This is a genomic window from Allobosea sp. GW821-FHT03A12 (assembly GCF_058986765.1).
This window is the reverse complement of the sequence record NZ_JBYSVZ010000003.1, coordinates 20,811-47,198: the sequence shown is the minus strand read 5'-3', so window position 1 is coordinate 47,198 and position 26,388 is coordinate 20,811. Positions and strand designations below refer to the sequence as shown.

The 26,388-nt window shown below is 68.1% G+C and carries 25 protein-coding genes; 8 read left to right on the top strand and 17 right to left on the bottom strand.

Annotated elements, in window-relative coordinates; all coding sequences use genetic code 11:
• From AC3WLC_RS08020 to AC3WLC_RS08010, 3 genes are all read right to left on the bottom strand, one after another.
• A complete protein-coding gene (locus tag AC3WLC_RS08020) occupies positions 1-1,977 on the bottom strand; it encodes an amidohydrolase (RefSeq protein ID WP_493683407.1) in 1,977 nt (658 codons plus the stop codon).
• On the bottom strand, positions 1,977-2,258 hold the full coding sequence (locus tag AC3WLC_RS08015) for a DUF1427 family protein (RefSeq protein ID WP_493683406.1): 282 nt from the start codon (positions 2,256-2,258) through the stop codon (positions 1,977-1,979). Before AC3WLC_RS08015 ends, AC3WLC_RS08020 begins: the two co-directional genes overlap by 1 nt.
• A 208-nt stretch (positions 2,259-2,466) precedes the next feature.
• Positions 2,467-3,501, bottom strand: a complete 1,035-nt coding sequence (locus tag AC3WLC_RS08010) for a LacI family DNA-binding transcriptional regulator (protein ID WP_493683405.1) — start codon at positions 3,499-3,501, stop codon at positions 2,467-2,469.
• 136 nt (positions 3,502-3,637) lie between these two features.
• Between AC3WLC_RS08010 and AC3WLC_RS08005 the strand changes: the two genes are divergently transcribed.
• The 6 genes from AC3WLC_RS08005 to AC3WLC_RS07980 all read left to right on the top strand — a co-directional run bounded on the left by AC3WLC_RS08005 (position 3,638) and on the right by AC3WLC_RS07980 (position 9,248).
• Positions 3,638-4,576, top strand: a complete 939-nt coding sequence (locus AC3WLC_RS08005; protein ID WP_493683404.1) for a dioxygenase family protein — start codon at positions 3,638-3,640, stop codon at positions 4,574-4,576.
• A gap of 47 nt (positions 4,577-4,623) precedes the next feature.
• Positions 4,624-5,424, top strand: a complete 801-nt coding sequence (locus AC3WLC_RS08000; RefSeq protein WP_493683403.1) for an SDR family NAD(P)-dependent oxidoreductase — start codon at positions 4,624-4,626, stop codon at positions 5,422-5,424.
• 13 nt (positions 5,425-5,437) lie between these two features.
• The gene (locus AC3WLC_RS07995) at positions 5,438-6,352 is read left to right on the top strand and encodes a beta-keto acid cleavage family enzyme (protein ID WP_493683402.1); all 915 of its coding nucleotides are present in this window, start codon (positions 5,438-5,440) and stop codon (positions 6,350-6,352) included.
• A 25-nt stretch (positions 6,353-6,377) separates the two neighbouring features.
• Positions 6,378-7,424 carry a quinone oxidoreductase family protein gene (locus AC3WLC_RS07990; protein ID WP_493683401.1) on the top strand — a complete coding sequence of 349 codons (1,047 nt, stop codon included), beginning with the start codon at positions 6,378-6,380 and terminating at the stop codon, positions 7,422-7,424.
• A complete protein-coding gene (locus tag AC3WLC_RS07985; protein WP_493683400.1) occupies positions 7,424-7,780 on the top strand; it encodes a cupin domain-containing protein in 357 nt (118 codons plus the stop codon). The genes AC3WLC_RS07990 and AC3WLC_RS07985 overlap by 1 nt, the downstream gene beginning before the upstream one ends.
• 103 nt (positions 7,781-7,883) lie before the next feature.
• A complete protein-coding gene (locus AC3WLC_RS07980) occupies positions 7,884-9,248 on the top strand; it encodes a dicarboxylate/amino acid:cation symporter (RefSeq protein ID WP_493683399.1) in 1,365 nt (454 codons plus the stop codon).
• A 141-nt stretch (positions 9,249-9,389) separates the two neighbouring features.
• Here AC3WLC_RS07980 and AC3WLC_RS07975 read toward each other — a convergent pair whose 3' ends face one another.
• The 9 genes from AC3WLC_RS07975 to AC3WLC_RS07935 all read right to left on the bottom strand — a co-directional run bounded on the left by AC3WLC_RS07975 (position 9,390) and on the right by AC3WLC_RS07935 (position 18,409).
• Positions 9,390-10,505 (bottom strand): alpha/beta hydrolase, encoded by a 1,116-nt coding sequence (locus AC3WLC_RS07975; RefSeq protein ID WP_493683398.1) that lies wholly within the window; start codon positions 10,503-10,505, stop codon positions 9,390-9,392.
• Positions 10,492-11,193, bottom strand: a complete 702-nt coding sequence (locus tag AC3WLC_RS07970) for an ABC transporter ATP-binding protein (RefSeq protein WP_493683397.1) — start codon at positions 11,191-11,193, stop codon at positions 10,492-10,494. The genes AC3WLC_RS07975 and AC3WLC_RS07970 overlap by 14 nt, the downstream gene beginning before the upstream one ends.
• Positions 11,193-11,945, bottom strand: a complete 753-nt coding sequence (locus AC3WLC_RS07965) for an ABC transporter ATP-binding protein (protein ID WP_493683396.1) — start codon at positions 11,943-11,945, stop codon at positions 11,193-11,195. The genes AC3WLC_RS07970 and AC3WLC_RS07965 overlap by 1 nt, the downstream gene beginning before the upstream one ends.
• A complete protein-coding gene (locus AC3WLC_RS07960; protein ID WP_493684513.1) occupies positions 11,942-12,904 on the bottom strand; it encodes a branched-chain amino acid ABC transporter permease in 963 nt (320 codons plus the stop codon). The genes AC3WLC_RS07965 and AC3WLC_RS07960 overlap by 4 nt, the downstream gene beginning before the upstream one ends.
• A 52-nt stretch (positions 12,905-12,956) precedes the next feature.
• A complete protein-coding gene (locus AC3WLC_RS07955; RefSeq protein ID WP_493683395.1) occupies positions 12,957-13,871 on the bottom strand; it encodes a branched-chain amino acid ABC transporter permease in 915 nt (304 codons plus the stop codon).
• A gap of 213 nt (positions 13,872-14,084) precedes the next feature.
• Complete coding sequence (locus AC3WLC_RS07950; protein WP_493683394.1) at positions 14,085-15,257, bottom strand: ABC transporter substrate-binding protein; 1,173 nt, start codon at positions 15,255-15,257, stop codon at positions 14,085-14,087.
• A gap of 120 nt (positions 15,258-15,377) precedes the next feature.
• Entirely contained in the window at positions 15,378-15,929 is a 552-nt protein-coding gene (locus AC3WLC_RS07945) for a 3-hydroxyanthranilate 3,4-dioxygenase (protein ID WP_493683393.1), read from the bottom strand.
• Positions 15,930-15,965: 36 nt separating this feature from the next.
• Positions 15,966-16,949, bottom strand: a complete 984-nt coding sequence (locus AC3WLC_RS07940) for a dihydrodipicolinate synthase family protein (protein ID WP_493683392.1) — start codon at positions 16,947-16,949, stop codon at positions 15,966-15,968.
• A gap of 26 nt (positions 16,950-16,975) precedes the next feature.
• Positions 16,976-18,409, bottom strand: coding sequence for an NAD-dependent succinate-semialdehyde dehydrogenase (locus AC3WLC_RS07935; RefSeq protein WP_493683391.1), 1,434 nt, complete (start codon positions 18,407-18,409; stop codon positions 16,976-16,978).
• 116 nt (positions 18,410-18,525) lie between these two features.
• Between AC3WLC_RS07935 and AC3WLC_RS07930 the strand changes: the two genes are divergently transcribed.
• On the top strand, positions 18,526-19,434 hold the full coding sequence (locus tag AC3WLC_RS07930) for a LysR family transcriptional regulator (RefSeq protein WP_493683390.1): 909 nt from the start codon (positions 18,526-18,528) through the stop codon (positions 19,432-19,434).
• 66 nt (positions 19,435-19,500) lie between these two features.
• Here the strand turns inward: AC3WLC_RS07930 and dctA are convergent, their stop codons facing one another.
• The 4 genes from dctA to AC3WLC_RS07910 form a co-directional block, all read right to left on the bottom strand.
• Entirely contained in the window at positions 19,501-20,787 is a 1,287-nt protein-coding gene (gene dctA, locus AC3WLC_RS07925; protein WP_493683389.1) for a C4-dicarboxylate transporter DctA, read from the bottom strand.
• A 74-nt stretch (positions 20,788-20,861) separates the two neighbouring features.
• The gene (leuD, locus tag AC3WLC_RS07920) at positions 20,862-21,476 is read right to left on the bottom strand and encodes a 3-isopropylmalate dehydratase small subunit (protein ID WP_493683388.1); all 615 of its coding nucleotides are present in this window, start codon (positions 21,474-21,476) and stop codon (positions 20,862-20,864) included.
• The gene (gene leuC / locus AC3WLC_RS07915; RefSeq protein ID WP_493683387.1) at positions 21,469-22,908 is read right to left on the bottom strand and encodes a 3-isopropylmalate dehydratase large subunit; all 1,440 of its coding nucleotides are present in this window, start codon (positions 22,906-22,908) and stop codon (positions 21,469-21,471) included. Before leuC ends, leuD begins: the two co-directional genes overlap by 8 nt.
• 9 nt (positions 22,909-22,917) lie before the next feature.
• Positions 22,918-23,964: a PdxA family dehydrogenase gene (locus AC3WLC_RS07910; RefSeq protein WP_493683386.1), complete on the bottom strand. Its 1,047-nt coding sequence runs from the start codon at positions 23,962-23,964 to the stop codon at positions 22,918-22,920.
• A 295-nt stretch (positions 23,965-24,259) separates the two neighbouring features.
• On the opposite strand from AC3WLC_RS07910, the gene AC3WLC_RS07905 reads away from it, so the two are divergent.
• On the top strand, positions 24,260-24,931 hold the full coding sequence (locus tag AC3WLC_RS07905) for an FCD domain-containing protein (RefSeq protein ID WP_493683385.1): 672 nt from the start codon (positions 24,260-24,262) through the stop codon (positions 24,929-24,931).
• A 27-nt stretch (positions 24,932-24,958) separates the two neighbouring features.
• Here the strand turns inward: AC3WLC_RS07905 and AC3WLC_RS07900 are convergent, their stop codons facing one another.
• Positions 24,959-26,359 (bottom strand): aminotransferase-like domain-containing protein, encoded by a 1,401-nt coding sequence (locus tag AC3WLC_RS07900; RefSeq protein WP_493683384.1) that lies wholly within the window; start codon positions 26,357-26,359, stop codon positions 24,959-24,961.
• Positions 26,360-26,388: the final 29 nt, after the last annotated feature.

Below are 26,388 nucleotides of genomic sequence, written 5' to 3'. Positions count from 1 at the left end.
TCAGACCGCCCAGCAGGCGCAGCCGAGCGCACCCCAGAAGCTCCTGAGGTCGGCGACCGGCAGCTTGCTCGACCAGGCCCCGGCATGGTCGTGGCCATGGACGCCGCAGGAGCTGGCGCAGCCGCAATTGTTCAAGGCGGCGCGGCGCAGCGAGTTCTTGCCGGCTCCGTCCGGCTCGCCCCAGGCGCCATAGCCCTTGAAGGTGCGCACCGGCGACCAGTCCGGCATGGCCGGCGGCGGGGCGCTCTCGTCGACACCAGCGAAATCGCGGGCGCCATAGACGATCTTGCCGCCAACGACGGTGAGGTCGGCGCTGATGAACGAGATCTCGTCTTCGGGGCAGGCGAAGAAGTCGCGGTCGGGCACGATCAGGTCGGCGAACTGGCCGACCGCGATCCTGCCCTTCTTGCCCTCCTCGTTCGAGAACCAGGTGACGTTCTCGGTCCACATCCTGAGCGCCGTCTCGCGGTCGAGGCAGTTGCGCTGCGGCGTCAGGCGCAGGCCGCCGACGGTCTTGCCGGTGACCAGCCAGGACAGCGAGACCCATGGGTTGTACGAGGCGACGCGGGTCGCATCGGTGCCGGCCGAGGTCTTGACGCCCTTCTCCAGCAGGCGCGCCACCGGCGGGGTCGCCTCGGCGGCCGCCGCGCCGTAGCGCTCGACGAAATACTCGCCCTGATAGGCCATGCGGTGCTGCACGGCAACGCCGCCGCCGAGCGCCGCGATCCGGTCGATCGAGCGCTCCGAGATGGTCTCGGCATGGTCGAAGAACCAGTTCAGCCCCTTCAGCGGCACGTCCTTGTCGACCTTCTCGAAGACGTCGAGCGCCCGCGAGATCGTCTCGTCATAGGTCGCGTGCAGGCGCCAGGGCCAGCGGTTCTCGGCGAGGACGCGCACGACCCCTTCCAGGTCGCCCTCCATCTCGGGGGCCATGTCGGGGCGCGGCTCGCGGAAATCCTCGAAATCGGCGGCCGAGAAGACCAGCATCTCGCCGGCGCCGTTGTGCCGGAAATAGTCGTTGCCTTGCTTGTACTTGGAGGTCTTCGTCCAGTTGAGGAAGTCCTCCTTCTCCTGCTTCGGCTTCTGCGTGAACAGGTTGTAGGCGAGGCGTATGGTGAGCTGGCCGTCATCGGCGAGCTTCTGGATGACGGCGTAGTCGTCCGGGTAGTTCTGATAGCCGCCGCCGGCGTCGATCGCGCCGGTGACGCCGAGCCGGTTGAGCTCGCGCATGAAATGGCGGGTCGAGTTGATCTGGTAGTCGAGGGGGAGCTTGGGTCCCTTGGCCAGCGTCGCATAGAGGATGTTGGCGTTCGGCCGGGCGAGCAGAAGGCCGGTCGGGTTGCCGTTGGCGTCACGGGTGATCTCGCCACCGGGCGGCTGCGGCGTGTCCTTGCTGTAGCCGACAGCACGCAAGGCAGCGGCGTTGAGCAAGGCCCGATCGTAGAGATGCAGGATGAAGACCGGCGTGTCGGGGGCGACCGCGTTGAGCTCATCGATCGTCGGCAGGCGCTTCTCGGCGAACTGGTGCTCGGTGAAGCCGCCGACGACGCGCACCCATTGCGGCGGCGGCGTCACCGCGACCTGGCGCTTGAGCATGTTCATCGCGTCGGCCAGCGAGCGTACGCCATCCCAGCGCAGCTCCATATTGAAGTTGAGGCCGCCACGGATGATGTGGAGATGGTTGTCGATCAGGCCGGGCAGCGCGCTGCGGCCCTTGAGGTCGACCATCTTGGTCGCCGGCCCGGCATGGGCCATGACCTCGGCTTGAGTGCCGACGGCCAGGAACTTGCCGTCCTTGACCGCGACCGCGCTGGCGGTCGGCTTGCTGCGGTCGAGCGTGGTGAAACGGCCGTTGCTGAAAATGAGATCGGCGGTCATCGCTGGAGTTCCGCTTGGCTGGGGCTGCCCCTGGGCCAGGGCTGAGGAGGCAAGGCCCGGGAAAGCCAGGCCGCCTAGAATCGTACGCCGTGTCGGCATCAGCTGCGCTCCCTTTCTGTATCCGTGATCGCCTCGGCCGGCGGCTTGCCGCCGCGGGGCAGATGGCCGAAGACATGCGGCTTGACGTGGTGCTGCCAGGACTGCGCCGCCGGCTCCCTCGCCCAGATGCCGCGCAGCAGCGGCGGCAATTGCTCGCCGATGAGAATGCCGAGCAGGCCGATCAGCGCCACGACCGGCGGCGCCGGCGAGCGCACGCTTATCAGGCTGTAGATGACGCCGACCAACAGGCCGGCGCCGAGCGACATCAGGTAGATCTTCATCGTCGAACGCTCCGCCAAAGGGCGCAACGCCTCAACCCCGGAAGGCCGGCATGCCCCTGGAAGCTGGCCGCCGAGCCGCGCAATGTCTTGTCCGTTTCAACGATTCCTTGCCGGAATTCGCGGAGGCGAGCTTGCGCGCCCGTGACAAGACCAGGCCTGTTCCCCCGGCTCCCGCAGCCGCTCGCCGATACAACCGACCGCGCCGCCCTCAGCGCACCGCTTGCGTCGACCCCCGCAGGATCAGCTGGGCCGGCATCAATCTCGCACAGATCTCGGCGTCGGGATCGGCCAACCGCTCCAGCAGCAGCCGGGCCGCGGCTTCGCCCATTTGCGCATGCGCGATCCGCACCGTTGTCAGCGGCGGCGCGATCATGTCGACCAGCGGCATGTCGTTGTGGCCGACGATCGAGATGTCGCCCGGGCAGGACAGCCCCCGCCGCGCCAGCTCCAGATAGGCACCGAGCGCGAGCAGGTCGTTGCTGGCCGCGATCGCGGTCAGGCCGGGGACGGCGTCGAGCAGCGCGGCGGTCGCCGCCTTCCCTTCCGCGCGGCTATAGGCCCCGGCGACGGTGATCGCCGCGGGATCGAGCCCCGCCGCCTGCATCGCCGCCTCGAAGCCCTGGCGCCGTAGCACGCCGGTCGAGAGCCCATCGGGGCCGGCCAGATGCCCGATCCGGCGATGGCCGAGGCCAACGAGGTGCTCGACCGCGAGCCGCATGCCGCAGATGTCGTCCGAGACGACGCTCGAGGCCCGCGGCAGATCTTCGGCGCGGTTGACCAGCACGGTCGGCACGCCCGCGTCTAGGCAGACGGTCAGGACGGAATCGCTGCGCCGCGCCGTGGCGAGCACCAGCCCGTCGACGCGACGCGCGATCAGCTCCTCGACGATCGCAGTCTGGCGGGCGGCATCGGTGCCGCCATCGGCGACCAGCATCGAATAGCCGGCCTCAGCCAGCGCCGCGCCGACACCGTCGAGGATCGGCGCGAAGACCGGGTTCGCCAGATCGGGCAGCACCACGCCGACCAGACGCGAGCGCCCGGTGCGCAACGAGGCCGCGATCGCGTCGCGGCGATAGCCCTGCCGCAGGGCCTCCGCCCGCACCTTCTCGACCACTTCCGGCGAGATCCGGTGCGCCTGCGCCGGATCGAGGGCGCGCGCCGCCGTCGAGCGGTGCACGCCCGCCGCCTCCGCGATCGACTGCAAGGTCGCGCCGCGGGCGACCGCGGATGCAGCTGATTTCATTGAGTTTCCAAGATCCTCATCGCGAGCGGAAGCTAACCATGATTCAGCTCGCTTGACAATGTGCAATCGATCGCATAACTCTCCGTGCAATCGATCGCACAACAGCGCACAGCAGCAGTTGACGGAGGAAACGACAATGACTGCCAAGGCAGCGGCCGTGGGAGCGGAGCCGGCGCTCCGCTCCCACATCATCGAGGATCAGAACGCGGTCACACCGGTGGTGCTCGACGCGATGTCGCGGGCCCCGAACGCCCGCCTGAAGGAGGTGATGGCCTCCTTCGTCCGGCACATGCACGCCTTCGCCCGCGAGGTGAAGCTGACCGAGGACGAGTTCGAGTTCGGCCTCGACGCGCTCAACCGCATCGGCCAGGCGACGAATGACAGCCACAACGAGGCCGTGCTGTTCTCCGACGTGATCGGTTTCTCGACGCTGGTCTGCCTCTTGAACAACGGCCAGAACGGCGCGACTGAGACCGCCGCGGCCCTGCTCGGCCCGTTCTGGCGGATGCATTCGCCGGCCACCGCCAATGGCGGCTCGATCATCCGATCGGAAACGCCCGGCCCCGCGCTCTTCGCCAATTGCCGGTTCACCGATCCTGAGGGACGCCCGCTCGCCGGCGTCGAGGTCGACATCTGGCAGGCATCGCCGGTCGGGCTCTACGAGAACCAGGATCCGGACCAGGCCGAGATGAACCTGCGCGGCAAGTTCACCACCGACGCCAAGGGCTGCATTTCGTTCCGCTCGGTGAAGCCGGCCGGTTATCCGGTGCCGACCGACGGCCCGGCGGGCGATCTGCTGCGGGCCCAGCAACGCCATCCCTACCGGCCCGCCCATCTGCACTTCCTCGGCTTCAAGCCGGGCTACAAGACACTGATCACCCAGGTCTTCGTCGATGACGACCAGCATCTGGAAAGCGACGTCGTCTTCGGCGTGACCCGCCACCTCATCGGCGATTTCCGGCTGGGCGAAGGCCCGGCGCCCGAACCCGATGTCGAGGGCCCCTGGTACCTCTTCGACTACGTCTTCGTGATGGAGCCCGGCGAAGCCAAGCTCCCGGTGCCGCCTATCCGCTGACCGCCCAGCCCCGCTTCCTCACACCAGCTCAGACACAAGGGACAGCCATGTCTTCTCTCGCCCAGCCGGACGCAGCCGCTTCGCCCCGCAGCCGCTATCCGCGGTCCCTCGACGGCAAGGTCGCCCTCGTCGTCGGCGGTGCCGGCGCGATCGGCGCCGCCACCAGCCGCATGCTCGCCGCCGCCGGCGCCACCATCGCCGTCACCCATCTCGACACGGAGCGTGATACGCAGGCCGCCAAGGCGCTGATCGCCGAGCTGGGCGATGGTCACAGCGCCCATGTCGCCGATGTCGCCGACACCCCCTCGCTGATCGCCCTGCGCGACGCCATCCAGGCACGCTACGGCCGGCTCGACATCCTGATCAACGCCGCCGGCTACACCAAACCGGTCCCGCATGCCGACCTCGACGCGCTGACGGACGAGCTCATCGACCGCATGCTGCAGGTCAACTGGCGCGGCCAGTTCGCCACCATCCGCACCTTCGCGCCGATGCTGAAGGCATCCGGCGACGGGCTGGTGGTCTCGATCTCCTCGATCGCCGCCTTCACCGCGGTCGGCTCCTCGATCGCCTATTGCGCCGCCAAGGCCGGCATCGACGTAATGACCAAGGCGCTGGCCCGCGTGCTGGCGCCGCAGGTCCGCGTGCTCGCAGTCTCGCCGGGCGTGGTGGACACCGAGTTCGTCCCCGGCCGCGGCAGCGACTTCAACGACAAGGTCAGCGCCTCGACGCCGCTGAAGCGGATCGGCGAGGCCGACGACATCGCCGCCGCCATCACCGCCTGCGCCACCATGCTCGGCTACTCGACCGGACATATCGTCCAGGTCGATGGCGGCCGCGCGCTCTGACGGAGACGTCGCCATGCGTGCGCCCCTCCCGAAAGTCTTCATCACCTGCGCGATCACCGGCAACCTGACCAAGCCGGAGCAGAGCCCGCATCTGCCGATCACGCCGCAGCAGATCGCCGAATCCGCGCTCGAGGCGGCGGAGGCCGGCGCCGCGATCGCCCATATCCATGTCCGCGATCCCGCGACCGGCCGGCCCTCGATGGAGCTGTCGCTCTATCAGGAGGTGGTCGCGCGCATCCGCGCCGGCAATCCCGAGCTGATCATCAACCTGACGACCGGGCCGGGCGGACGCTTCGTCCCCTCGGAGCAGGATCCGAAGGTCGCCGGCCCCGGCACGACGCTGATGCTGCCGGAGCAGCGCGTCGCCCATGTCGCGGCGCTGCGGCCCGACATCTGCACGCTCGACCTCAACACCATGAACTCCGGCGGCGAGGTGGTGATCAACACGCCCGGCAATGTCCGGCGCATGGCCAAGGTCATCGCCGAGGCCGGCGTGCGCCCCGAGATCGAGCTGTTCGACTCCGGCGACATCGCCCTGCTGAACGACCTGATCAAGGACGGCACGCTGCGGCCGCGGCCCCTCACCTCCTTCGTGATGGGCGTGCGCTACGGCTTCCAGCCCTCGCCCGAGACGGTGCTCTATGCCCGCAACCTCCTGCCGGAGGGGGCGCTGTTCACCGCGATCGGCATCGGCCGCTCGGCCTTCCAGAGCGTGGCGCTGTCCTATCTGGCCGGCGGCCATGTCCGCGTCGGTCTGGAGGACGGAGTCTACATCGACCACGGCGTCCTCGCCCCCTCCAACGCCGCGCTGGTCGAGAAGGCCCGGCGCATCGTCGAGGGCCTCGGCGGCGCGATCGCCACGCCCCCGGAAGCCCGCGCCCTGATCGGCCTGCCCGCCTACGCCCCCGCGGCCAAGCACGTCGCGTGACCCTTTCATTCAGGATCGAACCGCCATGTCCCTCGCTTCCGACACCATCGGCCTGAAAGCCGACGCCTCGCTCGACCAGCCGCTGACCGTGCGCGGCCTGCGGCTCCATGCCAAGGCCGCGACCTATGCCGAGATCGCGCTGCCGATTGAGGAGCGGCCCTTGCGCCCGCTCGCCGCCGATGAAGTGCTGGTCGAGATCCAGGCGGCGGCGGTCAACCCGTCCGACGCCAAGGCCGCGACCGGGCTGATGCCCTATGCCGTGTTCCCGCGCACCCCGGGCCGCGACTTCGCCGGTACGGTGGTCGCCGGTCCCGCCGCGCTGATCGGCAAGCAGGTCTTCGGCTCCTCCGGCGATCTCGGCATCCGCCAGGACGGCGCCCAGGCGAGCCATATGATCGTCGAGGCCGACGCCGTGGTCGAGGTCCCGGCCGGGGTCAGCGTCGAGGAGGCCGCCGGGATCGGCGTGCCCTTCGTCACGGCCTGGGAAGGCCTGCGCCGCGCCGGCCTGCCGAAGGCCGGCGAGAGCGTGCTGATCCTCGGCCTCAACGGCAAGGTCGGCCAAGCCGCCGCGCAGATCGCGAGCTGGCGCGGCGCCAAGGTGATCGGCGTCACGCGCCGCGAGGAGCCCTATGCCGGCCACGCCAGCGCGCCGGTCGAGGTCATCTCCGCCGCCGACACCGATGTCCCGGCCCGGGTGCGCGAACTGACCGGCGGCAAGGGCGCCGACATCGTCTTCAACACGGTCGGCGACCCCTTCTACGAGATCGGCCAGAAGTCGCTGGCGGTCGGCGGCCGAGCGATCTTCATCGCCGTGGTCGACCGCTTCGTCACCTTCGACATCCTCGCCTTCTACAAGGGCCGCCACACCTATGTCGGCATCGACACGATCTCGCTGAGCTCGATCGAAACCGGCGCGATCCTGCGCGACCTCGCCCCCGGCTTCGCCGGCGGCTTCCTGAAGCCCTTTCCGATCAAGTCGAGCGCGATCTACCCGCTCGCGGACGCTCATGCCGCCTATCAGGCCGTGATGGGATCCTCGCGCGACCGCGTCGTGCTCGTGCCGGGAGCCTGATGAACATGCACATCGTCCGCTTCGACGAGGCTCCGGCCTATGACGCTCCCGGCCATGCGCTGATGCGCATGGTCAGGCTCCAGGGTCGCGAGGCCGGCCCGACCGACACGGTCTGGCTCGGCGTCTCGACCATCGCGCCCGGCGGCGGCACGACGCTCGACGCCTCCGGGGTCGAGAAGATCTACGTCGTGCTCGACGGCGAGGTCGCCCTGTCGAACGGGCAGGACGAGGTCAGCCTGAGGCGCTGGGATTCCTGCCGGATCGCCCCCGGCGAAGGGCGCCAGCTCCGCAACGACACCGACCGGGAGGCCTCGATCCTCCTGATCATGCCGCTCCCGCCAACGCCGCCGGCCTGACGCCAGCGGCAGCAGACGCCGACCGCCTACCCCCGAGAACCACAGCAAGACGCGGGCGAAACTCCGCCCGCGCCGGCGCCGTCGTGCGCCGAGGGAGGATCAAATGGCTGCAGCTCACCCGACACCCCGGCCGGCCAAGCGCTGGTACAACATCCTTTACGTCCAGGTCCTGATCGCGATCGCCTTGGCCATCGTGCTCGGTCATTTCTGGCCGGCGATCGGCGTCGAGATGAAGCCGCTCGGCGACGGCTTCATCAAGCTGATCAAGATGGTGATCGCGCTGATCATCTTCTGCACGGTCGTCTCCGGCATCGCCGGCATGAACGACATGAAGAAGGTCGGCCGCGTCGGCGGCAAGGCGCTGCTCTATTTCGAGGTGGTCTCGACGCTGGCGCTGGCCATCGGCCTCATCGTCGCCAACGTCGTCAGGCCCGGTGCCGGCTTCAACGCCCATCCTTCCGCGCTCGACGCCAAGGCGGTCCAGGCCTACGCCGGCAAGGCCGCCGAGCAGTCGGTCACCGAGTTCCTGCTCAACGTCATCCCCAACACCGTCGTCGACGCCTTCGCCAAGGGCGACATCCTGCCGGTGGTGCTGATCTCGATCCTGTTCGGCTATGTGCTCTCGCATCTCGGCGACCGCGCCCGGCCGGTCCGCGATGTCATCGACGCCGGCGCGCATCTCGTCTTCGGCGCGATCAACGTCATCATGAAGCTCGCCCCGATCGGCGCCTTCGGCGCCATGGCCTTCACCATCGGCCGTTACGGCGTCGGCTCGCTCGGCCCGCTCGCCTTGCTGATCGCGACCTTCTACCTGACCAGCCTGATCTTCGTCCTCGGCGTGCTCGGCCTCATCGCCCGCTGGGCCGGCTTCAGCATCCTGAAGTTCCTGGCCTACATCAAGGAAGAGATCCTGATCGTGCTCGGCACCTCCTCCTCCGACTCGGCGCTGCCGAGCCTGATGGAGAAGCTGGAGCGGGCCGGCTGCTCCAAGCCGGTGGTCGGGCTGGTCGTGCCGACCGGCTATGTCTTCAACACCGACGGCACCTCGATCTACATGACTCTGGCGGCGCTGTTCGTGGCGCAGGCGACCAACACCGACCTTTCCCTGCACCAGCAGCTGGCGATCTTCGCGGTGGCCATGCTGACTTCGAAAGGTGCCTCCGGCGTCACCGGCGCCTCCTTCATCGCCCTGGTCGGCACGCTCTCCGTCGTCCCGGCAATTCCCGTCGCCGGCATGGCGCTGATCCTCGGCATCGACCGCTTCATGAGCGAGGCCCGCGCCCTGGTGAACATGATCGGCAACGGCGTCGCGACGGTCGTGATGGCCCGCTGGGAGGGCGAGCTCGACCAGGCCAGGCTGGACGCCGCACTGTCGGGAGCCCCGCTCCCCCTCGCCGAGGACGAGCCCCTGGCCTCAGCCGCGCCGCACCAGCTAGTCGGTGTCGCGGCCCAGCCCAGCCAGGCGTAAGCCAGCGAGAGGCAGGCGGCGCCTCACCTTCAGACAAATGCTCACCGTCAGGCTCGGGCGACATCGTCCGGGCCTGACGGCCTTTCATCGGGAGGGGCAGGCCGATGTGGGCCACAGATCGCGCTCGCCGGGCTTGCCCGGTCAGCGCCCTGTCGTCTGCAAGGCAAGATCGAGCAGCGCCCCGCCGTTCAACCCTTCGAGCAGGCTGAAATGGTGCCCCGGGCAGATCAGCGGCTCCGGCGCCTGCCAGGCTGCCGCCAGCCTCGCCGATTGGCGCTTGAACGCCTCGGTCTCTCCCTGCCCGACGGCGAAACCGAGGCGCGTGCCGGCGGGGCCGGGCTGGCCGAGGGGACTGACCCGCATTGCCCGCTCGCCATCGTCGAGGCCGAGCAGGCGCCCGAGCGGCAGGTGCCCGAGCGGCTTGAGATCATAGAGTCCGGACAGCAGCAGCGCCGAGGCCACCGGCGGCGCCGTAGGATCGCACAATGCCATCGCGGCAAGATGGGCGCCGGCAGAATGGCCGCTGAGATGAAGCTGGGCCGGATCGAGGCCGAGCGCCTCGGCTTCGCGAACGAGGAAATTCAGCGCCGCGACGGTCTGGGCGATACTCCCCTCCAGCGGAGTGTCAGGCGCCAGCCCGTAATTCGGCTGCGCGACCGCAAACCCGGCGTCGAGCAACCCTTGCGAGAACTGTGCATGCTGGACCTTATCCGAGGCCTGCCAGTAGCCGCCATGGATGAAGACGAAGATCGGGGCGCGCGGGACACCGGCCGGGCGGTAGAGATCGAGCGTCTCGAAGCGGCCCGGGCCATAGGCGAGGTCGAGCCCGCCATGGCCGGCGCGGAAAGCCGCGCCGTCTTTGCTCCATTGCCGGAACAGCGCGGTCATGTCGGCCTGCAGGCGCGGGCTGTACTGCCGGCCGAGCTCGCGCAGCGGATAGCCTTCGACCTCGATGTCGGGTAGCGGCTGCGGCAAGGCGTGGCGGGCTCGGATCGTCAGGCCCGGCTCGGTTCCGGGCCGCAGACGGATCGGCGGCCGGAAGCCGGCGAAAACCTCGCGATAGGCCAGCTCGACCGTATGGCGCGAGAGATGGAAGGCGGCGGGATCGGCGCTCTCCCAGTCCATCCCGGTCAGGTGATTTGGGCCGCAGCCGGCCGTGATGAGGCCAGCAAGGATATCGCTCAGCGTGTCCCGCAAGGCCTCGACCGGGTCGGTTGCGAGGCTGCGCGCGACGATCTCGTTGTCAAACGCCGACATAGCGATGCACCAGTTCCGCATTGGCCGCGAGATCGCTGCTGGAGCCTGACCAGACCGTGCGCCCCTTCTCGATGATGTAGTGCCGGTCGGCGAGGCGCTTGAGCACGGCGATGTTCTTGTCGATCAGCAGGATCGACTGGCCCTGCGCCTTCAGCGCCTCGATGCAGCGCCAGATCTCGGCGCGGATCACCGGCGCCAGGCCCTCGGTCGCCTCGTCGAGGATGAGGAGTTTGGGATTGGTCATCAGCGCCCGGCCAACCGCGAGCATCTGCTGCTCGCCGCCCGAGAGAGTGCGGGCGGACTGGCCGGCGCGCTCCTGAAGGCGCGGGAACAGGGCGTAAACCCGCTCCAGCGTCCAGGGCGAAGAGCGCCCGAGCCGGTTGGCGGCGGTGGCGACGAGGTTCTCGCGCACGGTGAGCGTCGGGAAGACCTGCCGCCCCTCCGGCACCAGGCCGATGCCGCAGCGAGCGATCGCCTCTGGCGTATTGCCCTTGAGCGCGCGGCCGTCGAAGCTGATCTCGCCGCCTTTCAGCGCAAGCAGCCCCATCAGCGAGCGCACCGTCGTGGTCTTGCCCATGCCGTTGCGGCCGAGCAGCGTGACGACCTCGCCCTCGCCGATGTCGAGGCCGACATCGAACAGCACCTGGCTGGCACCATAGGCCGATTGCAGGTTGCGCACGCTCAGCATCAGGCGTCCCCCTCGCCGAGATAGGCGGTGCGCACATCGGCGTTGTCGCGGATCTCCTGCGCCGTGCCGGTCGCGATGATCCGGCCATAGACCAGCACCGAGATCCGATCTGCGAGCGCGAAGACGGCGTCCATGTCGTGCTCGACCAGCAGCATGGTGACGCGCCCCTTCAGCCCGGAAAGCATCGCGACCATCTGCTCGCTCTCGGCATGGCCGAGCCCCGCCATCGGCTCGTCGAGCAGGAGCAGGCGCGGCTCGCAGGCGAGCGCGATGGCGAATTCGAGCTGCTTCTGCTCGCCATGCGAGAGATCGGCGACCTTGACCTCGGCCCGGTTAGCAAGGCCCGCGGCGGTCAGATGCTCGCGGGCGCGCTGGCGCAGACCCCGGTCGCGGCGAGCGTCGGCGAAGAAGCGGAAACTGTGGCCCTGCCGCGCCTGCACCGCGAGCGCGACATTGTCGAGCATACTGAAATCGGGCAGCAGCTGGTTGATCTGGAAGGTACGGGCGAGGCCGCGGCCGACGCGCTGCGGCGTCGCCAGCGCATCGATCGGCTCGCCCTCCAGCCTGATCTCGCCTTCGTCATGGCTGAGCTCGCCGAAGAGCTGGGTCAATAGCGTGGTCTTGCCGGCGCCGTTGGGGCCGATCAGCGCGTGGATCTCGCCTTCGATCACGTCGAGATCGACGCTGTCGGTGGCGATCAGTCCGCCGAAGCGCTTGCGCAGGCCGCGAACCGAGAGAAGCGGCTGGCTCATCGCTCGCTCCTGCCGATACCGAGCCGATTGAACAGCCCGTTGAGCCCGCCTTGCGTGAACAGGACCACCAGCAGCAGGATCGGGCCGAGGATGAGCTGCCAATGCTCGGTCCAGGACGTCAGCACCGTCTCGAGGATGACCAGGGCAGCGGCGCCAAAGAGCGGCCCGAGCAAGGTGCCGACGCCGCCGAGGATGACCATGATCATCAGCTCGCCCGACTTGGTCCAGTGCAGCATGTCGGGGCTGACAAAGCGGAGATAGTTCGCCATCAGCGCGCCGGCGAGGCCGGTGCCCATGCCCGAGATGACGAAGGCGGCGAGCTTGTAGCGATAGGGCGCGATGCCGATCGCCGCCATGCGCCGCTCGTTCTGGCGGATACCGGCGAGCACCATGCCGAAGCGCGAGCCGACGATGCGCCAGAGCGCCAGGAACACCAACGCCGCGACGGCGAGGCAGATGAAATAGAAGGTGATGTCGTCGCGGGTGTTGAGGCCGAAGAGCTCGTTGCGGCGGCGGATCGTCATGCCGTCATCGCCGCCATAGGCTTTCAGCGAGACGAACAGGAAGAACAGCATCTGCGCGAAGGCGAGCGTGATCATGATGAACTGCACGCCGCTGGTACGCAGGCACAGCGCCCCGATCAGCAGAGCGAGCAGGCCGCCGACCAGGATCGCGGCCGGCAGCGTGATCAGGAGCTGGCTCGTGCCCGGAATCAGGCCGAGGAAGAGGCTATCGTCGACATAGGTGCGGTAGAGGATGCCGACGACATAGCCGCCGATGCCGAAGAAGGCGGCGTGCCCGAAGGACACCATCCCTCCGAAACCGAGCGCGAGGTTCAGGCTGGCGGCGGCGATCGCATAGATCAGCACGCGGGTCGCCAGCGGCACCAAGGCCGGCTGGCCGAGCGCCTGGACGAGGAAGGGCAGCGCGATCAGCCCGAGGGCCAATGCGAGCAGCATCAGCGCGCGACCGGTGCTCGGCGTGTTGGGGCCGGTGTGGGTGATGGCGTCCTCAGACATTGGCAGGGAACAGTCCCTTGGGCCGCACCAGCAGCACCGCGGCCATCAGCATGTAGATGCCCATCGACGCCAGGCCGGCGCCGAGCGCATCGGCCTCCGAGCCGGCCATCACCTGGCGCAGCAGGCCGGGCAGGAAGGCGCGCAAGACGGTGTCGACGAGCCCGACGATCAGCGCGCCGAAAAAGGCGCCGCGGATCGAGCCGACGCCGCCGATCACCACGACGACGAAGGTCATGATCAGGATCTGCTCGCCCATGCCGACCTGCACGGCGAGGATCGGCCCGGCCATCAGCCCGGCGAGGCCGGCGAGCAGGGCCCCTAACCCGAAGACGGCGGTGTAGAGCAGGCGGATATCGACGCCGAGCGCCCGGACCATCTCGCGATGGGTCGCGCCGGCCCGGACCAGCATGCCGATGCGGGTGCGATTGATCAGCAGGTAGAGCCCGAGCGCGACGAGAAGGCCAACCGCGATGATGATCAGACGGTAGATCGGATAGGTCAGCCCCGGCAGCAGCTGAACCGAGCCGTTGAGCACGGACGGCACCGAGACGAAGAGCGGCTGGCGCCCGAACAGCAGGGTCACGCTCTGGTTGAAGATCAGGATCAGCGCAAAGGTCGCCAGCACCTGATCGAGATGATCGCGGGCATAGAGCCGGCGCAGCACGAACAGCTCCATCGCCATGCCAACGATGGCGGCCGCCGCGAGGCCGGCGATGATGGCGATGACGACCGACCCGGTCTGCGCCGCAGCGAAGGCGGCGGCATAGGCGCCGACCATGTAGAGCGAGCCATGGGCGAGGTTGATCACGCCCATGATGCCGAAGATCAGAGTCAGCCCGGCAGCGAGCAGGAACAGCATCACGCCGAACTGCAGGCCATTGAGCAGTTGTTCGAGAACGAGGGTCATGGTTGCGGGAACCGAGCAGCCCCGGCAAGGGCGCGGGGAACCCTCTCCTGGAAGGAGAGGGCAGGGTGAGGTGTAGGCCGTTTAACCAATGACGCGAGCGGCGTGGTTGGGTTCAGGCTCATGATGTCTCTCCCGAACACCTCACCCCTGCCCCTCTCCTTCCAGGAGAGGGGTTGCCCTAGTCGTCGTGGTCAGTGCGCAAGCCGCGCCGCCTCAGAGCTTGCAATCCTTGGCGTAGGCGTCGCTGTGATTGCTCAGCACCTTGCCCGAGGTCTTCAGCACCGGCGTGCCGTCCGCGCCCTTTTCGACCTTGAGCGCATACCAGTCCTGGACCGGGTGCTGGTTCGGGCCGAACTTGAAGGCGCCGCGCACCGACTGGAAATCGGCCTTGGCCAGCGCCTTGCGCAGCGCCGGCACGTCGGTCTTGCCACCGGTCGCCTTCAACGCCGAGGCGATGGCGAGCGCGGTGTCGTAGCCCTGGCTGGCGTAATAGGTCGGCACGCGGTTGTAGGCCTTGGTGAAAGCCTCGACGAAGGCCTTGTTCGAGGCGTTGTCGAAGTCGGTGTTCCAGTGCGAGGTCACGCTGAGGCCGAGCGCGGCGTCACCGACCGCCTTCAGCGTGGTGGAATCGAGCGAGGGCTCGGCCAGCACCATCGGGGTTTTGCCGAGCAGGCCCGCCTGCTGGTACTGGCGCAGGAAGGCGATGCCGAGCCCGCCCGGATGGAACTGGAAGACGACGTCCGGATTGGCCGAGCGGATCTGCGCCATTTCCGGCGCGAAATCAGTTTGGTCGAGGCGGGTATAGACCTCGCCGACGACCTCGCCCTTGAACATGCGCTTGAAGCCCGCGAGCGCATCCTTGCCGGCCTGGTAGTTCGGGGCGAGGATGAAGGCCTTCTTGTAGCCGAGATTGGTGGCGTGCTGGCCGGCGCTCTCATGCAGGCTGTCGTTCTGCCAGGAGACGACGAAATAGTTCTCGTTGCACTCCTTGCCGGCGAAATTCGACGGCGCCGCATTGGGGCTGACATAGAGCGCCCCGGCATCGACGATATCGGGCACGGTCGCGCCGGCGACATTCGAGAAGACGATGCCGGTCATGATCTTGATGCCGTCGGTCTTCAGCATCTTCTCGGCGATCTGCTTGCCTTGGCCGGGCTTCAGCGCGTCGTCCTCGACGACGAGCTCGACCGGCGCGCCGCCGAGCTTGCCGCCGTTCATGTCGATAGCGAGCTTGAAGGCGTCGCGGATGTCCTGGCCGAGATAGCCGCCCGGTCCCGACAGCGTCGTGACCATGCCGATCTTGACCGGCGCCTGCTGGGCCAGCGCCGGCATGGCGACGGCGGCGGCCAGCATCACTCCCAGGCATACTGATTTACGGTGCTGCATGGTTCCCCTCCTCCGATCATTCGCGTCGGATTGTTCGATATTATTTTAAGCTTAAAACAATTTCGGATCGGCGCGCAAGTGCCATGAAGGCGCCGGGCGGGCCGGCGCCTTCGTCGTCCCTTAGAGCGCGACCCAGCCGGCCGGCGGCTTCCGGCCGGGATGGACGGCGCCGCACTGCTTGCAGGTGCGGGCCTTCTCGTCGGCGAAGAAGGCTTCGTAGAGCGGCGGCAGGTCCTTCACGAGATCCCCGACCTTGAGCTCGATGCGATGCACCAGGCCGTTGCACTCGAAGCAGTACCATTCGAAGCCGTCGACCTGGTCGGCATGGCGGGCCGGCTCGACCACGAGCCCGATCGAGCCCTCCTGCGGGCGCTGCGGCGAGTGGCGCACATGCGGCGGCAGCAGGAAGACGTCGCCCTCGCGGATCGTGACGTCGTAATGCTTCCCGTCGTCGACCAGCTTCAGCATCATGTCGCCCTTGAGCTGGTAGAAGAACTCCTCCACCGGGTCGTCATGGTAGTCGGCGCGCTGGTTCGGGCCACCGACGACCATCACGGTCATCTGACCATCGTCGAACACCTTCTTGTTGCCGACCGGCGGCTTCAGCAGGTGCTCGTTCTCCGCGATCCATTTCTTGAAGTTGAAGGCCTTCAGCCGTCCTTCGGTCGCCATATCCGTCTCTCCCGGTTGTTCCATCCGAACCGTGTTTCAGCCAGCCTTCGCCAAAGGCCGGCCAGCGGCGAGCTTCAGACCGCAGCTCTCGAAAGCGGCCCGCGTCGCCGCCTTCTCGGCCTCGGTCAGCTCCAGCATTGGCGGCCGAACCCGTCCGCCGACCTGCCCGAGCAGCTCCTGCCAGTATTTCTGATGCGCATGCGGCTTCTCGGCCGGCCGCGTCGTCCGCAGCGCCTCGCGCACGGGATTCAGGCTGTCGCGCACTGCATGCGCCTTCTCGACCTCGCCGGCGAAGGCGAGATCGGTGTACTCACGCATGCGCCGATCGGCCGCCGTCTGGATCAGATAGGGCGGCGAGGAGCAGAGATAGACCTGCCAGCCGAGCTCGACGATGTTGTCGAGCCATTCCTCCTCGGAGGCGGTGCTCACCAGGATGCGGTCGCCCGCGAGCCTCGTCAGTTCGGCATACATGGCGCGCGGCACGCTGTACTTGATCGCGACGACGTTCTCGATATCGGCGAGGCGGTTGCAGAGCTGCGGGCTCATCAGATAGCCCGAATCCGGATGGCTCCAGAGCGCGATACCGATGTCGACCTTTTCGGCGATGGTCCGATAGTATTCGTAGAGCGTCTCATCCTGCGCCTTGAAGAAATGCAGGATCGGCGCGTGCACGACGATGTAGTCGGCACCGACCTTCTGGGCGTGCTTGGCGAGATCGATGACGACGTCCATGTTCTGGTCGGAGCAGGACATGATCGTCTGGCCGCGGCCGGCCGTGGCCTCGACCGCGAGCTCGAAGCTGCGCTTGCGCTCCTCGACCGACATCGCGAAGAATTCGCCCTGCTTGCCGGCGATGAACAGGCCGTCGATGCCGAGATCGTCGGTCCAGTGCCGGATGTTCTCGCGGAAACCGTCCTCATCGATGACGAGCGACTGGGTGAAGGGGGTGAGCGCGGCCGCCCAGATGCCCCTCATATTGGCGCGGGTGTAAGCCTTCGCGTCCTTCCTGGCGTATTTCATGCGGCTGCCTCCTTGTCGCCCACCGGTCAGATCGCCATGCGGTGCGAGACGTTCTTGATGATCGTGTAGTGCGAGAGTCCCTCGGCGCCGCCCTCGCGGCCATAGCCGCTGTCCTTGACGCCGCCGAAGGGCACCTCGGCGACCGAGGCCTCCAGCGTGTTGATCGAGACGTTGCCGGCCTCGATCTCGTCGGCGAGGCGATCGGCCCGGCTGGCGGAATGGGTGAAGGCATAGGCGGCGAGGCCGAAAGGCAGGCCGTTCGCCTTGGCGATCGCATCGTCCAGCGTCGAGACCGGGTTGATCACCGCCAGCGGCCCGAACGGCTCCTCGCGCATGACCCTGGCATCGTCAGGCACATCGGCCAGCACGGTCACCGGGAAGAAATAGCCGCGATTGCCGATGCGCTCACCGCCGGCCAGCACGCGCGCGCCCTTCGCCTTGGCGTCGGCGACCAGCACCTCCATCGCCTCGATGCGGCGATGATTGGCGACCGGGCCCATCTGTGTTCCGGCATCGAGGCCGTTGCCGACCACGACCGAACGCGCCTTCTCGGCGAAAGTCCTGGCGAAGGCCTCGTAGATCGGTTCCTGCACGAAGAAGCGGGTCGGCGAGGTGCAGACCTGGCCGGCATTGCGCGACTTGCGGATCGCCGAGGCCATCGCCGCCGCCACCGGGTCGACATCGTCGCAGACGATCACGGGAGCATGGCCGCCGAGCTCCATCAGCACCGGCTTCATATGGTCGGCGGCGATCCGCGTCAGATGCTTGCCGACCGCGGTCGAGCCGGTGAAGGCGATCAGCCGGGTCTGCTCCTGCGGGATCAGATAGGAGGAGATGTCGGCAGGCACGCCGAAGACGAGGTTGAACACGCCGGGTGGCAGGCCGGCATCGTGCAAAGCGCGGGCGATGTGGAGCGCCCCGGCCGGCGTCTCTTCGGCCGCCTTCAGGATGATCGAGCAGCCAGCGGCGAGCGCCCCGGCGATCTTGCGCGCCGGCTGGCTCATCGGGAAGTTCCAGGGCGAGAACGCCGCAACCATGCCGATCGGCTGGTGCATCACGACATATTTGATGCCGGGCTCGCTCGGGATCACCCGTCCATAGGTGCGCTGGCCCTCGGCCGCGTCCCATTCGAAGAACTCGCAGCCACGGATCACCTCGAGCTGCGCCTGGGCGAAGGGCTTGCCGTGCTCCAGCGTGATCGCATGGGCGATCTCGTCGATGCGGGCCCGCATCAGCGCCGCCGCCTTCAGCATGATCTCGCCACGGGCACGCGGCGAGATCCGGCTCCAGACCCTGAAGCCGTCCTTGGCTGCCGCCAGCGCATCGTCGAGATCGGCGCGAGCCGCAACGGGAACAGCGCCGATCACGCTCTCGTCGGCCGGGTTGAGCACCGGCAGGCTGTCGGGGGTCTTGCGCCAGGCGCCGCCGATATAGAGCTTGAGGTCGGGATAGGCGGTCATGGAAAGCCTCGAACGGAGCGGCCAGCGGCGCGATGTCGAGGCATGATGGCCGCTGCCATGACCATATGGAATTCCGCTTATTTGTCTGAATTCAGATCACGTGCTTATAAATCGGCATGGCGGTCACACTCCGACAGATCCAGGCCTTCCTCGCCGTTGCCGAGCTAGGCACCTTCACCAAGGCCGCGGAGCGTCTGCACATGGCGCAGCCGGCGCTGTCGCAATTGGTGCGCGAGCTGGAGCAGGCGCTCGGCATTCGCCTGTTCGACCGCACCACGCGCCGGGTCGAATTGACCGAGGGCGGCCGGGAATTTCAGGGCGCCAGCGCCAAGATCGTCCATGACCTCGATCTCGCAATCCAGAACGCCAACGACCTCGCCGAACGCCGGCGCGGCAAGATCACCGTCGCCGCCCCGCCCCTGCTGGCGGCGGCGATCCTGCCCGAGGCGATCGCCGAGATGCGCGAGCGCTTCCCCGGGGTGCAGGTCGCGGTGCTCGATGCCCGCACCGACACGATTATCGAGGCCGTCAGGACGAACCGGGTCGATTGCGGCCTCGGAACCTTCGCCGCCGTCGAGGACGGGATCGAGCGCATCCCGATGGCGCGCGACCAGCTGATGCTGTTCTGCAGCCCCGGCAGCCGCTTCGCCGATACGAGTGTCGACTGGCACGAGCTGCAGAACGAGCCGCTGATCACGCTGACCCGCGACAGCGGCATCCGGCTCCTGGTCGAGGTCGCCTATGAGACCGTCGGCATCCCGCTGGTGCCGGCCTACGAGGTCGCGCAGATCACCACCGCCCTGGCCCTGGTCGAAGCGCGTCTCGGCGTCGCCGTGCTGCCGACCTATGCGCGGGCGGCGGCGCCGCATCGCCGGGTCCTCGCCCGGCCGCTGGCGAACCCGACGATCGCGCGCGACATCGTCCTGATCCGGCCCAGCGGCCGCTCGATCTCGCCGGCGCTGGCGACGTTCGAGACCGTGCTGCGACGCCATGTCCGCCGCCTGACGCCAGCCGACATCGACTGAGCGGTTCTCGCCACGGACATGGCGCCCCCTCTCGGCAGCGCCAGTCATCGCAGGCCGTTCGCAGATTCAGCGCAGGATCTCCCGCGCGCGCTCCCTGTCGAACTCGCCCTGCCATTTGCCGACGACCAGCGTCGCGACGACATTGCCCGTGACATTGGTGATGGCGCGGGCCTCTGAGAGGAAGCGGTCGACACCGAGGACGAGAGCGAGGCCTTCGAGCGGCAGGATGCCCGTCGCGGCGACAGTCGCGGCAAGCGTGACGAAGGCCGCGCCGGTCACGCCCGCGGCGCCCTTTGAGGTCAGCAGCATCAGCATGAGGATGCCGATCTGCTGCTCGAAGGAGAGCGGCACGCCGAAGACCTGGGCGATGAAGAGCACGCAGATCGGCAGCACCAGCGCGACGCCGTCGAGGTTGAAGGAATAGCTGGTCGGGAGCACCAGGCCGACCACGGCGCGCGAGACCCCGAGCTGCTCGAGCTTTTTCGTCAGTTGCGGCAGCACGCTTTCCGAGGAGGAGGTGGCCAGCGCCACCAGCAGTTCCTCCTTGATCGCCCTGAGGATCTTCCAGAGGCTGAAGCCGGCAAAATGGCAGATCAGGCCGAGGACGATGACGACGAACAGGGCCATCGTCACATAGGCGGTCAACACCAGCTTCAGCAGCGCCAGCAAGGTCGTGATCCCGAACTTGCCGACGGTGTAGCCGATCGCGCCGAAGGCCCCGAGCGGCGCGGCGATCATCACGATCGAGATCGCCTTGAAGACGAGCTGGGTGATGTGGTCGAGCGCGTCCGACACCGGCCTGCCGCGCTCGCCCAGCGCCAGCAGCGAGGCTCCCGCCAGCATCGCGATGATCAGGATCTGGACGAGATTGCCGGTGAGGAAAGGGTGGATCAGGTTGTCGGGCAGCAGCTTGAAGAAGAAGTCCCAGAACGACATCGGCGCAGCGTCCTTGACGTAGCGCGCGACCTCCTTGGCCGCTCCCGCCCCGGGCGGCGTCACGCCGGCGCCGGGCTGCGCCCAGTTGCCGACCAGCAGCCCGATCGCCAGCGCCAAGGTGGTGACCACCTCGAAATAGACGAAGGCCTTCAGCCCGATCGAGCCGACCTTGCGCATGTCGCCGACCTGCGCGATGCCGGTGACCACGACGAGGAAGACGATCGGCGCGATCAGCAATTTGACGAAGCCGATGAAGGCGTCGGCCAGGGGCTTCAGATTGGCGCCGAGCGGCGGGTTCAGCCAGCCGACGAAGGCGCCGAGCGCCACGGCGACGATGATCAGGACATTGGGGTGGCGCCAGAGCGGGCGCGGCGCGCGCACGGCGTGATGCGGATGTGCTTCCAGTGCGATGGCCATGGTTCGGTATCCTCCCGTGATCGTTGTCTTGGTCGCCGGCAGCCCCGCTTGGTCGCGATGTGCTGCCTGTCAGGTCAGGCGAAGGTCCAGGGCTCGCGCTCGGCGAGCGCCCGTTCGAAGCTCCGAATGGAGGCGGCGCGCTGCAGCGTCAGGCCGATCGGGTCGAGCCCGCCGAGCAGCGCTTCCTTGCGGGCCGTATCGATCTCGAAGCGGCAGATGTGACCGCCGGCAGCCGTGATGGTCTGGCTGGGCAGGTCTATGGTCATGGCGGCGGTCGCGGTCTGCCCCGCCAGCGCGCCGAGCTCGGCGACCCGCGCGGGCTCCAGCGCGAGCGCCAGCAGGCCGTTGTTGCGGCAGTTGTCGAAGAAGATGCCGGCGAAGCTGGTGCCGATCAGCGCACGGATGCCGAGCTGCAGCAGCCCCCAGACCGCATGCTCGCGGCTGGAGCCGCAGCCGAAATTCGGGCCGACGATGAGGAAGCGCGCCTCCTGCCATGGCGCCTGGTTCAGGACGAAGCCGGGGCGCGGCGCTCCGGCCGGATCGAAGCGCAGGTCGTGAAACACCCCGCGCGCCAGCCCGGTGCGGTCGATGCCCTTCAGGAACTGCTTGGGCATGATCACGTCGGTGTCGACATTCGGCTGCGGCCACGAGGCGGCGATGCCGCTGACGGCGACGAAGGGCTCAGCCATGGGGCGCCTCCGCGAAGCTGCGGGCATCGACGATCCGGCCGGCGATCGCGGCAGCGGCGACCATGGCCGGGCTCATCAGATGGGTGCGCCCGCCCTTGCCCTGCCGGCCTTCGAAATTACGGTTGGTGCTGGAGGCGCAGCGCTCGCCGGGAGCGAGCACGTCGTCGTTCATCGCAAGGCAGAGCGAGCAGCCCGATTGCCGCCATTCGAAGCCGGCCGCCTCGAAGATCGCGGCGAGCCCTTCCGCCTCGGCCTGGGCGCGCACCGCGGTCGAGCCAGGCACCACCATCGCCCGCACGCCCTGCGCCACCTTGCGGCCGCGGGCGACGCGGGCGGCGTCCCTGAGATCCTCGATCCGGGCATTGGTGCAGGAGCCGATGAAGGCGCGATCGATCGCGATCGCCTCGAAGGGCGTGCCCGGCGCGAGATCCATATAGGAGAGCGCGCGCTCGGCGGCGGCCCGGCGCGACGGGTCGGCTTCCTGCGCCGGCGCCGGAACCCGGCCATTGACCGGGCCGGCCTGGTCGGGGCTCGTCCCCCAGGTGACCATCGGCTCCAGCGAGGCGGCGTCGATCGCGATGGTCCGGTCGAAGACCGCACCGGGATCGCTGCGCAGCCTGCGCCAATGCCGCAGCGCCGCCTGCCAAAGCTCGCCTTTCGGCGCTCGTGGCCGGTCCTGGATAGAGGCGAAGACGGTCTCGTCCGGCGCGATCAGGGCGCCGCGGGCGCCACATTCGACCGCCATGTTGCAGATCGTCATCCGTCCCTCGACGCTGAGCGCCGCGATCGCAGAGCCCGCGAATTCGATGGCGAAGCCGGTCGCGCCGTCCGCTCCGATCCGGGCGATCAGCGCCATGACGACGTCCTTGGCGGTGACGCCGAGCGGCAGGGCGCCGTCCACCCGCACGAGCATGTTCTTGAGCCGGCGATAGACCAGCGTCTGCGTCGCCAGCATATGCTCGATATCGGAGGTGCCGATGCCGTAGCCGAGCGCGCCAAAGGCGCCATAGGTCGTGGTGTGGCTGTCGCCGGCGGCGATCACCATCCCCGGCTGGATCAGGCCTTGCTCCGGTGCGACGACATGCTCGATGCCCTGGCGACGGTCCAGCACGTCGAACAATTCGATGCCGAAATCGGCGGCGTTGCGCTGGAGATAATCGACCTGCCGCGCCGCGGCTTCATCTGGCATGGCACGTGAACGCCGTGGCGCGGTCGGATTGACATGATCGACCACTGCCAGGGCGCTGCGCGGGCGCCAGACCGGCCGCTCCGCCTCCCGCAGGCCCGAAAAGGCCTGCGGGCTGGTGTATTCGTTGATGACGGTGCGGTCGACATAGATGAGGACCAGCCCGTCATCGGAGAGTTCCGCGACGCAGCGCGCGTCGACGATCTTGTTGTAGAGGGTACGCGGGCGGGATGATTGACCGCTCATGGCACCGCCTCACTCTGCCGCGGTCGCAACAGGAACCCGCTCGGCGCGCCGGCCGCGGGCGATCTTCGCGGCGAGCTCGACGGCGCGTTCGAGCGCGCCGGTATTGGCGCGGCCCTGGCCGACGATGTCGAAGGCGGTGCCGTGCGCCGGGGTGGTGAAGACGGTGGCGAGCCCGGCGGTGATGGTCACGCCGCGGTTGAAGCCCCGGAGCTTCGTCGCGATCTGGCCCTGGTCGTGATACATCGCGACCACGCTGTCATAGAGCCCCTCGAAGGCCTTCAGATAGATGGTGTCGGCTGGATAGGGGCCGGAGCAGTCGATGCCGGTCGCCGCGGCCGCCTCGACAGCCGGCTTGATGATCTCGATCTCCTCGCTGCCGAACAGGCCGCCCTCGCCGCCATGGGGATTGAGCGCGGCGACAGCGATGCGCGGCGTCTCGACGCCGGCACTGCGCAAGGTCCGATCGGTCAGCCTGATCGCGTCGACGATGTTCTGATGCGTGACCTGGTCGAGCGCCGTGCGCAGCGAGACATGCGAGGTGACGCGCGACATCCAGTGGTCGTCGAGCACGTTCATCTCCGAGAAGTGCCCGTTATGGCGCAGGAGAGCCGCGAACATCTTGTGCTCGTCGGGATAGTGCCAGCCACCGGCGTTCAGGGCCTGCTTGTTGAGCGGCGCGAAGGTGACGCCCTCGACCTCGCCGCGCTCGGCCAGCCCGATCGCGACCTTAAGCGTGTCGCCCGTCAAACGGCCGGACTCGGCCGACATCCGCCCACGCGGAAAGGCCTCCGGGTCGACATTGCCGAGATCGATCAGGGGGATGGCGCCCTTGGCCGCGGCGAACTCGCGCGGCTTGCCGATGCGGACATAGTTCAGCGCGACGCCGGCATCCTTCATGCCGAGCTCGAAGACACGAGCATCGCCAACCACGACGAGACGCGCCAGCGCTTGGATGCGGCCGTCATACAAGGCCCGAGCCACGATCTCCGGCCCGATGCCGGTGGCGTCTCCCAGCAGCAGCGCAAGCAGCGGACGGTCTTCGATCTCTGTGTTCATCAAGCGCTCTTTCCCGTGAATGCCGACTGCAACGCCGGAACCCGGCGGCGCGGAAACGACCCGTGCTGATCGTCGACCGCCAGGGCACACCTTCGCCCATGGCCGTCGCATCAACTGTTGGCAGTTTGAACACGCAAGACTCAAACTGTCAACAATCACGAAGAAGATGACCCTGAATCGTTGCGCCATTGGCCGTTTCGGGGTTTCCATTCTCGCCCCACCCGATAAACTGACGACGACGTGGGCCTCGGCGCCTCGAATCGCTGACAGTCATCACCCCGGCCGGAGTCGCCTCTTGGAACGCAAACCGCGCACCGCCTCGCATGTGCCGATGGTGCAAGCCGAGATCGAAAGGCTGATCGCGACGGGCGAGCTCGAACCGGGCGAGCGCATCAACGAAAGCGCGCTGGCGCTACGGCTCGGCGTCAGCCGCGGCCCGATCCGGGAGGCGGCGCGATTGCTCGAACGCGACGGCCTGCTGCGGACGATCCTCAACCGCGGCGTCTTCGTCACCGAGCTCTCCGTCAAGGAGGTGCTCGACATCTACGATCTGCGCGCCACACTGTTCGCCATGGCCGCCCGGCAGGCGATCGGCCATATCACCGGCGCCCAGCTCGCGGCGCTGCAGGACCTCGTCGACCGGATGGACGAGGCCGTCGAGGCGGATGCGATCGATGCGTTCTACCCGCTCAACGGCGCCTTCCACGACCAGCTCGTCGAGAGTTGCGGCAACGGCAAGGTCACCGAGCTCTGGTCGCAGCTCGAGCGGCAGCTGCATCTGTTCCGCCGCCGCGGACTCGTTCGGCCGGGCGCGATGCGCGCCTCCAATGGCGAGCACCGGCTTCTGGTCCAGGCCTTGCGCACCGGAGACGCGCCGGAGGCCGCGCGGGTCGCCGAAGCGCATATCCTGGCCGGCAAGAACCGCCTGCTCGGCTCGATCGTCGAGCCCCGGCCCAAGCTCAGCTGAACGGGGCTTCCCGGCCGCCGCGGCCCGTCACGCTAATTCGGCCTGGAGGAAGGCCATGAAGGCGGGATCGTCGGCATAGGCGACGTTGACCCGCATGCCGGCTGCCCTCTCATCGCCTTCGGGCTGGTGCCGCTCGGGCATGAAGACCGTGCCGGGCGCGATGAAGATACCCTGCTCCGAGGCGCGGCGCGCCAGCGCGAGGTCGTCGAACCCCGGCGGCAGCCCGACCCAGAGATAATAACCGCCGCCCTGGCGCGAGAAGATCGGCAGGCCGAGACGCTCCAACCCGCTGAAGGCGGTGCGGGTCGCCTTGCCGATCCGCTCCTTCAGGCGCTTGAGATGATGGCGATACTGGCCGCTGGCGATCAGGTCGCTGACCAGCCGCTCCAGATATCCCGACGAGTTGACCACGGTCAGCATCTTCATGTCGCCGAGTGAGCGGGCGAGCGCCGGGCTCGCCGCGATGTAGCCGATGCGGAGACTCGCCGAGAGCGTCTTCGAGAAGGTGCCGAGATAGATCACCCGCTCCAATTGATCGAGCGCTGCGAGCCGCGGCGCGCTCGCGGGCATCACGTCGGCGAAAGGATCGTCCTCAACGATGATGAGATCGTGCTGGGCGGCGAGCTGCAGCAGGCGATGGGCGATCGGCAGGGCGATCGAGCCGCCTGTCGGATTGTGCGCCAGTGATTGGGTGAAGAACACCTTCGGCCGATGTCGCGCGATCTGCACGGCGAGATCGTCGAGGTCAGGCCCGTCGGCTAAGCGCCTGACGCCGACCATCTCGATGCGGGCGAGCTTCAGCTTGCCGAAGAGCGGGTAATAGCCGGGGCTGTCGACAAGCACGGTGTCGCCAGGCTGCAGCAACTGGCGGATGATCAGGTCGAGCGCGTGATTGGCGCCGAAGGTCATTAGGATCTGCGCCGGCGAGACCTGGATCGAGCGCTCGGCCAGCATCAGCCCGATCTGCGTGCGCAAGGGGGCATAGCCGACCGGATCGCCATAGCCGTGCTCGATCGGCAGGTCGCCCTTGCCGCTGCGCACGCGTAAGTGCCGCCCGAGCTCTGAATCCTCCATCCAGGAGCGCGGCGGGCGGCCGTCGCCGACGCGCACGGGATGGACCTGGCAGAGCTGCTCGCGCAGCAGCGAGACGATGTCGATCGCCTCGCTCATATGCGGCGGCGGCGCCTCGCTCGGCCGCTGCCCGGGCGCGCGGACATAGAAGCCGGCACCGCGGCGGGCTTCCAGCCGGCCGCTGGCGACGAGCCGGTCATAGACCTCGACCATGGTGTTCTTGGAGACGCCGTATTCGCCGGCCGCCAGCCGCAGCGAGGCCATGCGCCGGCCGGGCTGGAGCAGCCCCTCGTCGATCATCCGGCTGATCCGGGCGACGATCGCGCCGGTGCGGTTGCTGTCGGCCTGCTCGTCCATCGAGCCTCGCATCTGTACCAGTCAATCAA